The organism is uncultured Abyssibacter sp., from assembly GCF_964000955.1.
Taxonomy (GTDB): Bacteria; Pseudomonadota; Gammaproteobacteria; order Nevskiales; family OUC007; genus Abyssibacter.
Genome location: NZ_CAXFCL010000004.1, coordinates 1 through 8,378, shown reverse-complemented (window position 1 = coordinate 8,378; position 8,378 = coordinate 1). Strand labels below are relative to the sequence as shown.

9 protein-coding genes and 1 pseudogene are annotated in these 8,378 nt (G+C 67.3%); 2 read left to right on the top strand and 8 right to left on the bottom strand.

All coding sequences use genetic code 11. The features are described from left to right. From ABNS06_RS00155 to pepF, 8 genes and pseudogenes are all read right to left on the bottom strand, one after another. Window positions 1-145 (bottom strand): annotated as a pseudogene (locus ABNS06_RS00155) (tRNA (guanosine(46)-N7)-methyltransferase TrmB); the annotation flags it as partial. Beyond that, a complete protein-coding gene (locus ABNS06_RS00150) occupies window positions 142-945 on the bottom strand; it encodes a thiazole synthase (RefSeq protein WP_348671829.1) in 804 nt (267 codons plus the stop codon). The gene ABNS06_RS00150 and the pseudogene ABNS06_RS00155, both read right to left, overlap by 4 nt. Window positions 946-1,027: 82 nt before the next feature. Beyond that, window positions 1,028-1,228 carry a sulfur carrier protein ThiS gene (gene thiS / locus ABNS06_RS00145; protein WP_348671828.1) on the bottom strand — a complete coding sequence of 67 codons (201 nt, stop codon included), beginning with the start codon at window positions 1,226-1,228 and terminating at the stop codon, window positions 1,028-1,030. A gap of 97 nt (window positions 1,229-1,325) precedes the next feature. After that, complete coding sequence (locus ABNS06_RS00140; protein WP_348671827.1) at window positions 1,326-2,513, bottom strand: PDZ domain-containing protein; 1,188 nt, start codon at window positions 2,511-2,513, stop codon at window positions 1,326-1,328. Continuing rightward, window positions 2,510-3,019, bottom strand: a complete 510-nt coding sequence (locus ABNS06_RS00135; protein ID WP_348671826.1) for a hypothetical protein — start codon at window positions 3,017-3,019, stop codon at window positions 2,510-2,512. The genes ABNS06_RS00140 and ABNS06_RS00135 overlap by 4 nt, the downstream gene beginning before the upstream one ends. Further along, window positions 2,992-3,594 (bottom strand): sigma-70 family RNA polymerase sigma factor, encoded by a 603-nt coding sequence (locus tag ABNS06_RS00130; RefSeq protein ID WP_348671824.1) that lies wholly within the window; start codon window positions 3,592-3,594, stop codon window positions 2,992-2,994. Before ABNS06_RS00130 ends, ABNS06_RS00135 begins: the two co-directional genes overlap by 28 nt. Window positions 3,595-3,663: 69 nt before the next feature. Next, window positions 3,664-4,185 carry a YIP1 family protein gene (locus ABNS06_RS00125; RefSeq protein ID WP_348671822.1) on the bottom strand — a complete coding sequence of 174 codons (522 nt, stop codon included), beginning with the start codon at window positions 4,183-4,185 and terminating at the stop codon, window positions 3,664-3,666. Between the two features lies 1 nt (window position 4,186). Then, complete coding sequence (gene pepF, locus ABNS06_RS00120; RefSeq protein ID WP_348671821.1) at window positions 4,187-6,058, bottom strand: oligoendopeptidase F; 1,872 nt, start codon at window positions 6,056-6,058, stop codon at window positions 4,187-4,189. A 118-nt stretch (window positions 6,059-6,176) separates the two neighbouring features. Here pepF and purD point away from each other — a divergent pair, with 118 nt between their 5' ends. Both purD and ABNS06_RS00110 read left to right on the top strand, forming a co-directional pair. After that, the gene (purD, locus tag ABNS06_RS00115; RefSeq protein WP_348671820.1) at window positions 6,177-7,469 is read left to right on the top strand and encodes a phosphoribosylamine--glycine ligase; all 1,293 of its coding nucleotides are present in this window, start codon (window positions 6,177-6,179) and stop codon (window positions 7,467-7,469) included. A gap of 12 nt (window positions 7,470-7,481) precedes the next feature. Then, window positions 7,482-8,378: alpha/beta hydrolase (locus ABNS06_RS00110; RefSeq protein ID WP_348671819.1), on the top strand; the 897-nt coding region annotated here is incomplete at its 3' end.

Here is an 8,378-nt window from a genome sequence, read left to right as displayed (position 1 = left end):
TCACGCCGTAACGCGGCATCAGCTCGTCCAGCGCGCGGGATTGCGCTGGCGTCAGCCGGCCTTCGCGACGGACAAAGCTGCGAATCCGGCGGTGATGCGCCGGCGACTCCGCATCGGAGTTGCGACGGGATGCCGTGTCGCTCATTCAACGAGGTCGGTCAACGGCGAGGAGGCGCTGGCATAGCGGCGGCGCGGCATGCGGCCGGCACGGTAGGCCAGCCGGCCCGCCTCGATGCCAAGCTTCATCGCGCGGGCCATCATCACCGGGTCGCGGGCCTCGGCGATGGCGGTGTTCATCAGCACGCCGTCGCAGCCGAGTTCCATGGCGATCGCGGCATCGGAGGCGGTGCCGACGCCGGCGTCGACCAGAATCGGAACCTCGGCGTTCTCGATGATGCTCAGCAGGTTGTAGCGGTTCTGGATGCCCAGGCCGGAGCCGATCGGCGCCGCCAGTGGCATCACCGCGACGCAGCCCATCTCCTCCAGGCGCTTGGCGACGATGGGGTCGTCGGAGGTGTAGACCATCACGTCGAATCCGTCGTCGATCAGTGTCCTGGCGGCCTCCAGCGTGGCGGGCACGTCGGGGAACAGCGTCTTCTGGTCACCCAGCACTTCCAGCTTGACCAGGTTGTGGCCATCCAGCAGCTCGCGGGCGAGCTGGCAGGTGCGCACGGCGTCGTCCGCGGTGTAGCAGCCGGCGGTGTTGGGCAGGATCGTGTAGCGGTCGGGCGGGACCACGTCCAGCAGGTTGGGCTCGTCCGGAGACTGACCGATGTTGGTGCGGCGGATCGCCACGGTGACGATTTCCGCGCCCGATGCGCGAATCGCCTCGCCGGTTTCCTCCAGCGATGCGTACTTGCCGGTGCCGACCAGCAGGCGCGATTGATAGCTGCGGCTGGCGATGGTCAGCGTGTCTGTATTGGGGTCGTCGGTACCGAAAGCCATGCGAACACTCGTCGGTCAATGGGGCGGTTACTTTGGCAGAACTGCGGGCGGGTGTGCAGTTCCGCGGGTGAGGGTCCGGAGATCAGCCTCCGCCGATGGCGTGGACGATCTCGATGGCGTCACCCGGTTGCACCTGGTGGGTGGCATGGGCGCTGCGGGTCACGATATCGCCGTTGACCTCGATGGCCAGGCGCTTGCCCGCGAGGCCCAGACGCTCCACCAAATCCTGCAGGGTGCAGGGCTCGGGCGCGTCGAAAGCATGTCCGTTCAGGCGGATTTCCATGCGGCCGATTCTAACCGATCGGCCCCGCGGCAACCTCGCCCCCAACGAAAAAGGCCCGGTGCAACACCGGGCCTTCTGCTTCGTGACGGGGCTGCAATCAGTCGGCGTTCGACGCGTAGGACTGCACGTGCACGTGGTTGAACATCTGGTCCGGGCGTGCGGCCGTCACCATTTGCCGGGCGCCGCGGCGCATCACGTCGAGGGTGACGGCGTCGCCGACCTCGACGCGCTTGAGCTGGCGGATCACGTCATTGGGTCGCGAGACCGACTGGCCGTTGACCGACTGGATCACGTCGCCGGGCTCCAGGTCCATCGTCCGTCGGTCGCCGGAGGCCACCACCAGCACGCCCGTGTTGGTTCCGAAGTAACTGCCGAGATCCTTGTTGAGCTGGGCCAGGGTCAGACCGGCGCCCACGCTGGCGACCTCCGCGGACGGTGGAACCGGCGGCAGGGGCGGTCGTGGCGCGACCGGTGGATCGATGCGGATCACCCGACGGCCGTTGCCGAGATCCTGCAGGTCCATGACCAGACCTTCGGCGCAATGCACGTCGCCATCGTCGGTATTGAACACGCTGACCCCCGGCACGGGAGGCACCGGCGGGGCGGCGGCGAGCGCGGCGCTGGGCCAGGACAGGTCATCGGTCTTCACCTTGATCTGCTTGCGCTTGCCTCCGCGCAGCACCGCCAACTCGACTTCATCGCCAGGTTCCAGCGCTTCCATGAACTCCGACAGTCCCTTGAGCGCCTTCTCGCCCTGGAAGCGCTCTCCGTTGGCCGCGGTGATGATGTCGCCGGCATGGATGCCCGCCTTTTCGGCCGGGCCGCCGGGGGTGACGCCGTTGACGTGGACGCCGGATTCGTCATCGGCGGTCCGCACCGTCACGCCCAGCATGGCGCGCTTGCGTCCACCCAGCAGGCGGTAGGCGAAGGCGCGCGGCGCATTGGCCTCGTGCTTCAGCGACAGTTCGGCCAGCCGTTCGGCGGCGAGCTGAAGCTCGTTCTCCGCGTGCTCCAGGGCGCGTTCGGCGCTCTCGATTTCGCGAGCGATCGTTTCGTCGCGCTCGGATTCGATCTCGGCACGATGGCGCTGAATTTCCGCGCGGCGCGCTTCGATTTCGGCCCGGGCCTGGCTGACCTCGGTGTCACGGTCGCCCGCCGTCGCCCTCGGGCTCAGAGTGATCGCGGCCACCGTGAAACCCAGTGCCAGCCAGCCGGCCGGATGGGTGGCGATGCGCGGGGCCAGCCGCGTCACCGCCTGGATGGGGGTGCTGTTGTTCTTGTTCATAACGGGACCTCGTAAGAAGCGGTCCGGAGTCCGGGGTTGGTTTGCGGGGTCGCGACCAGCGCCGACATCAGCTGGACACGGTTGCGCCAGAGCGCGAGTTCTTCGGGTGAGCCGGGTGCCGCGGCATTGAGCTGCACGTCGATCATGGCCAAGCCACCCTCAAGGCGGGCGATCCGCTGCGCGTCGTTGCCACCGTTCAGGCTCACCTTGCGCTGACGCCACTGGTTCTCCAGTGCCTGTGACTGCGCGATCAGCGTGGGCAGCGGGTTTGGTGACGCACTCGCCTGAACCTCGTCGGACCGCACGGTCGGGATCGCTTCCGGCTCGGACCAAAGGGCGGCGACCAGGATGGCGGCGCCGGCCACGGTGGCGGCGATGGCCAGCGGCGGACGCGCCAGGCGACGACGTCGGCGTTGCTGGAACTGTTCCCACCCGTCCGGTGGGGGCGTGCAGGCGGCCAAGGCCTGCAGCCGCGAGCTCAGCTCGCGCTCAAAGGCTTCAGACATGGCTGGTTCTCCGATTGACGAGAGGTGGCGCCGGACGCGGGAGCTACGGCATCCGGATGCAGGATGCCGCGCAGCTTGGCGTGGGCGCGGGATAACTGGGACTTCGAAAAGCTGGGGGTCTTGCCCATCAGGTCCGCGATTTCGGGATGGGTGTAGCCCTCGACGTGATAAAGCCACACCACGGCTCGGGCCGTGTCGGGCAGCAGCGTGAGTGCCTGTTCCAGCAGGGTGTCGTCGCTGTCCGGAGCCGCGGCGGCGGATTCGTGCGCCTCGGGGATCAGCGCCGTCCAGCGCTTGCGCTTGCGCAGCACCTGCAGGGTTTCGCGCACCGCGATCTGGCGCAGCCAACCCCAGAACGGCGACTCACCGCGGAAGGACTTCACCTTGGCGAAGGCGCGCATGAACGTGTCCTGGGTGATGTCGGCCGCCAGGTGGCTGCATCCCGACATGCGATTGGCCAGTTCGAACACGGGTTGCTCGAACGTGCGGTAGATCGATTCCTGCGCACGCATGTCGCCGCGGCGCAGCGCGGCCAGCGTCAGCTCGGAAATCGGGATGTCAAATCGACTGCTCACAACCCCAGGATGCGATGCGGTGAAAAAGGGTCGCGAGGCGGATGAGAACTGGTTTTCCGCCGCCCCGGTTTATGTGCCGGTGAGGCCCTTGAGCAACCACCACACCAGTGCGTTGGTCACGAAACCAAGCAGGGTGACGCCAATCGCGCGACCGGTGCTGCGGTAGTCCAGCGCCTGGCGTACCGCGATCACCGTGCAGGCGATGGTCCACAACGTGGCCAAGAGGTAGACGAGTCCGCCGACCATCGGCAGAAATCCGAAGACGCGCAGCAGGCCGGGTGACTGCGCGAAGCCCAGGGTTCGCAGCAACTGGCCGACGTTGGCCCGGGTGCCGGATTCCGGCAGCAGCTTGGCGCCGACCACGTAGATGACCGCCGCCCAGACAATCCAGCCCAGCACGGCGCTGAGCATGGCGATCAGCAGGGTCGCCAGGCCGCCGGCCTTCAGCAGCCCCAGGCCCGAGGCGATCGCGACCAGCACGACCACGCCGCCGGCCTGGATGGTGGCGGAGCGATCGTGCTCGACCTCCTCGAAGGTCGGGATGTCGAGCCGGGCGGCGCCGACGATGCGTTGCACGAAGCCCCGGGCCATCTCAGCGCTCCCGTGCGTCCAGGATCGTTTCGATCTGGTCCATCACGTCATTGAGTGTGCGGAACACCGCGTCGTAGGGCGCGGCCGTGGTCATGTCCACGCCGGCCTTGACCAGCAGGTCGTGCGGATCGTCGCTACCGCCTGCGCGCAGCAGATCCAGATAGGCATCGCGCGCCTCGGTGTCGCCGGCGAGAATCTTTTCCGCGAAGGCGGCGCCGGCGGTGATCGAGGTCGCGTACTGATAGACGTAGAAGTTGCGGTAGAAGTGAGGGATGTAGGCCCACTCGACATGGAACAGCGGATCGATGTGCATCACGCCCTCGTCGTGGCCGTGATAGCGCTTGAGGATGTTCCCGTACATGTCCGACAGCCGGGCGCCTGACAGCGGTGTGCCGGCGGCGAAGGCCTCGTGCACCTCCAGCTCGTACTCGGCGAACATCGCCTGGCGGAAGAAGGTGCCGCGCCACTGCTCCAGCAGAAAGCCCAGGTAGTAGAGCTTTTCCTCATCCGTCTCGGCGACCTGCATCCGGTCGTCGACCAGCAGCACTTCGTTGACCGTCGAGGCGATCTCGGCGAGGAAGATCGGATAGCGGGCGGTCTCGAAGGGCTGCCCTTCGGTCGACAGCATGGTGTGCACGGCGTGGCCCCATTCGTGCGCCAGGGTCGAGACCGACTCGAAGTCGTCGTTGTAGTTCATCAGCACGTAGGGATGAACATCGTAGGCCGAGCCCGACATGTAGGCCCCGGAAACCTTGTTGTCACGCGGGTAGAGGTCCATCCAGCGTGCATTGAGGCCGCGCGTGAGCTTGGCGACGTAGTCCTCGCCCAGCGGCGCCATGGCGTTGATGACCAGCGGTTTGCCCGTCTCGATGGGGTAGTCGGTCTCCAGCTCCACCAGCGGCGGGTAGATGTCGTAGTACTCGATCTGCTCCAGGCCCAGGATGCGTTCGCGCAGCTTGAGGTAGCGGTGCAGCGTGTCGAGATTGTCGTTCACCTGCCGGACCAGATTGCGGTAGACCGCCTCCGGAACATGTGTGCCGCCCAGCGCGGCCGCCAGTGTGCTGTCGTAGTCGCGGGCGTCGGCGAAGAACTTCGCCTGCTGCAGATGGGCGTGGAAGGTTTCGCCCATGGTCTGCTCGTAGTCCTTCCACGTGGACCAGAACGCGTCGAAGACCTTCTTGCGGTCCGCACGGTCGGGGATCTGGCGGTATTTCGTGTAGCCGGATTGCGAGAGCCGGACCGATTCGCCGTCGGACAGCTCGATGGTGGGCCACGGAATGTTGGCGTTGGCCAGCACCCGGTAGATGGCCGATGGCGTGCCACCCATGGCGCCGGCGGACGCCAGCAACGCCTCGCGGGCAGGGTCGAGCGTATGCGGCGCCTGTCGCAGCGTGACCTCCAGCAGGCGGTCGTAGCGTTCCAGACGCGGCGCGCGCTGCTTGAAGTCCTCGATCGTCTCCTCGCCCAGCGCGATGATCTCCGGCGCCATGTAGCTGGTCACCTCGCCGAACCGGGTATAGAGCCGGCGCACCTGCTGGCGCATCTCTAGCGGAATGGACTGGCTGGTGTCCTGATCGGCGAGCAGGCCGGCGTAGACGCCGACTCGGAACAGGCGCCGCAATGCGGTGTGATAGCGCTCCAGACAGGTGTTCAGGCCCTTGGGGTTGCCCAGCCGGCCCTCGCACTCGGCCAGTGCGTCGAAGTAGTCCTCGACCTTGGTCCGTTCGGCGTTCCAGGCAGCAACATCGGGGAACAGATCCCTCAAATCCCAGCGATTGGGGTCGTCGGCGGGCTCCGCCGCCATCGACGTCGCCGAGGCCAGAAACCACATCAGCACCAGACCCGGTGCCAAACCCAGCAGTCGCGAACGCATGCCATTCCCCTGAAAAGCGTTCAGCCGACTCTGATTCGGGCAGCCGGCGGCGTCAAGGCGGTGCTAAACTCGCGCGCCATTTGCCTGCTGGTTTTCGGTCCGCCGGACCTCTACCGATATGCCTGAACACACCGTTCTCGTCGTTGGCGGCGGAGGCCGCGAGCACGCACTGGCCTGGAAGCTCGCCCAGTCCCCGAAAGTGGATCGCGTGCTGGTCGCTCCCGGAAACGCGGGCACGGCCCCCGAGCCGCTTTGCGAAAATGTCGACATCGCCGCCGATGACATCGATGGCCTGCTGGCTCTCGCGAATCGCGAAGCCGTGGTGCTGACCGTGGTCGGCCCGGAGGCGCCGCTGGCGGCGGGCATCGTCGACCGGTTCCGCGACGCCGGGCTGCGCTGTTTCGGGCCGACGCAGGCGGCCGCGCAGCTTGAGTCCAGCAAGGCGTTCGCCAAGGCGTTCATGGAGCGCCACGGCATTCCGACGGCCGCCTACGCTGAATTCACCGACACCGCCGCCGCGCTGGCCTATGTTCGTGAGCAGGGTGCTCCGATCGTGGTCAAGGCCGATGGTCTGGCCGCCGGCAAGGGTGTGGTGGTGGCGCAGACCGTGGACGAGGCCGAAGCCGCCGTGCGCGACATGCTGGACGACGGCAGCTTCGGCACCGCTGGCGCCAAGGTCGTCATCGAGGAATTCCTGCCCGGCGAAGAGGCCAGCTTCATCGTCATGGCCGCAGGCCAGGCCGTGGTGGAATTCGCCTCGTCCCAGGACCACAAGCCTGCGCTGGACGGCGACAAGGGTCCCAACACCGGCGGCATGGGCGCCTACTCGCCGGCGCCGGTGGTCACGCCGGCGGTGCACGACAAGATTCGCCACGAAGTGATCGACCGCGCGCTGGCCGGGTTCGCGGCGGACGGAATCGAGTACCTCGGTTTTCTCTACGCCGGACTCATGGTCGACGGCGACGGCAACATCAAGGTGCTGGAGTTCAACTGCCGGCTGGGTGACCCGGAAACCCAGCCGCTGCTGGTGCGCCTGGAAAGCGACCTGTTCGACCTCTGTCTGGCCGCGGTCGACGGTCATCTGGGACTGATGAGCGCGCGCTGGAGCGAGCAGGCGGCGCTGGGCGTGGTCATGGCGGCGGGCGGTTACCCCGGCGCCTATGACAAGGGTGTGCCGATCCACGGACTGGCCGCCGCCGCCGATTCGGGCGCGAAAGTGTTTCATGCCGGCACCGCTCAGAACGACGACGGCGACATCGTTACCGCCGGTGGCCGCGTGCTGTGCGTGACGGCGCTGGGCGCCGATGTGGCCGAGGCGCAGCGCGCCGCCTACGCCGCGGCCGATCGCATCACCTGGGATCGGGTGCACTTGCGTCGCGACATTGGTTCGAAGGCAATCAACCGCTCGTAGAGCGACCACGGCATGGTCTGGCTGGGGATTGTTCTCGTCCTGCTGCTCTGGGCGGGGCATCGACGAGCGGGTCTGATCGAGCGGGCGTATCCGCCGATTGGCGAGATCCGCCGGCTGGACGGGCGCGAGGTGCATATCGTCGAGGCCGGTGAAGGCCCGCCGCTGATCCTGCTGCACGGCGCCAGTTCCAATCTGCGCGACTGGACGCAGAGCATTCTGCCGATCCTGGCCCGCGAGTTTCGCGTGATCGCCATCGACCGGCCCGGACTCGGCTACAGCCCGGGTTCGGACCACTGGCTCAACCCGGGCGACCTCGCGGATTTCGTGCTGAATCTGGCCGAGGAACTGGATGCGCCCAATCCCGTGATCGTCGGGCATTCCTGGGCCGGGTCCGTGGTGCTGGCCGCGCTGACCGACCAGCCGGGCCGTGTTGCCGGCGGCGTCAGTTTGGCCGGCGTCGCCAGCCACTGGGTCGGCGGGATTGGCTGGGCCACGCATCTGGCGCGCGTGCCGGTCATCGGTTGGCTGTTCTGTCACGCCATCGTCCCGCTGCTGGGGCCTGCGCTGATGCCCGCGGCCATCGCGAAGATCTTCCGCCCGAATCCGGTGCCGGACGGCTACGCCGAACGCATCGGCGCGGCGCTGGCGCTGCGGCCGCGCGCGTTCTGGTCCAATGCCCGCGACCTGGTAATGCTCAACGCCTACCTGCAGACGCAAAGCACGCGGTATCCGCAAATCCGGCGGCCGTTGTACGTGCTGCACGGTGAGGACGATGCGGTGGTACCGTTCTGGAACCATGGTCAGCGGCTCACGGCGCTGCTGCCGGATGCGGAGGTGGAAACCCTTCCGGGAATCGGACACGCGCCGCACCACGTGGAGCCGGAGGCCATCGCACAGCGCATCGCCGGG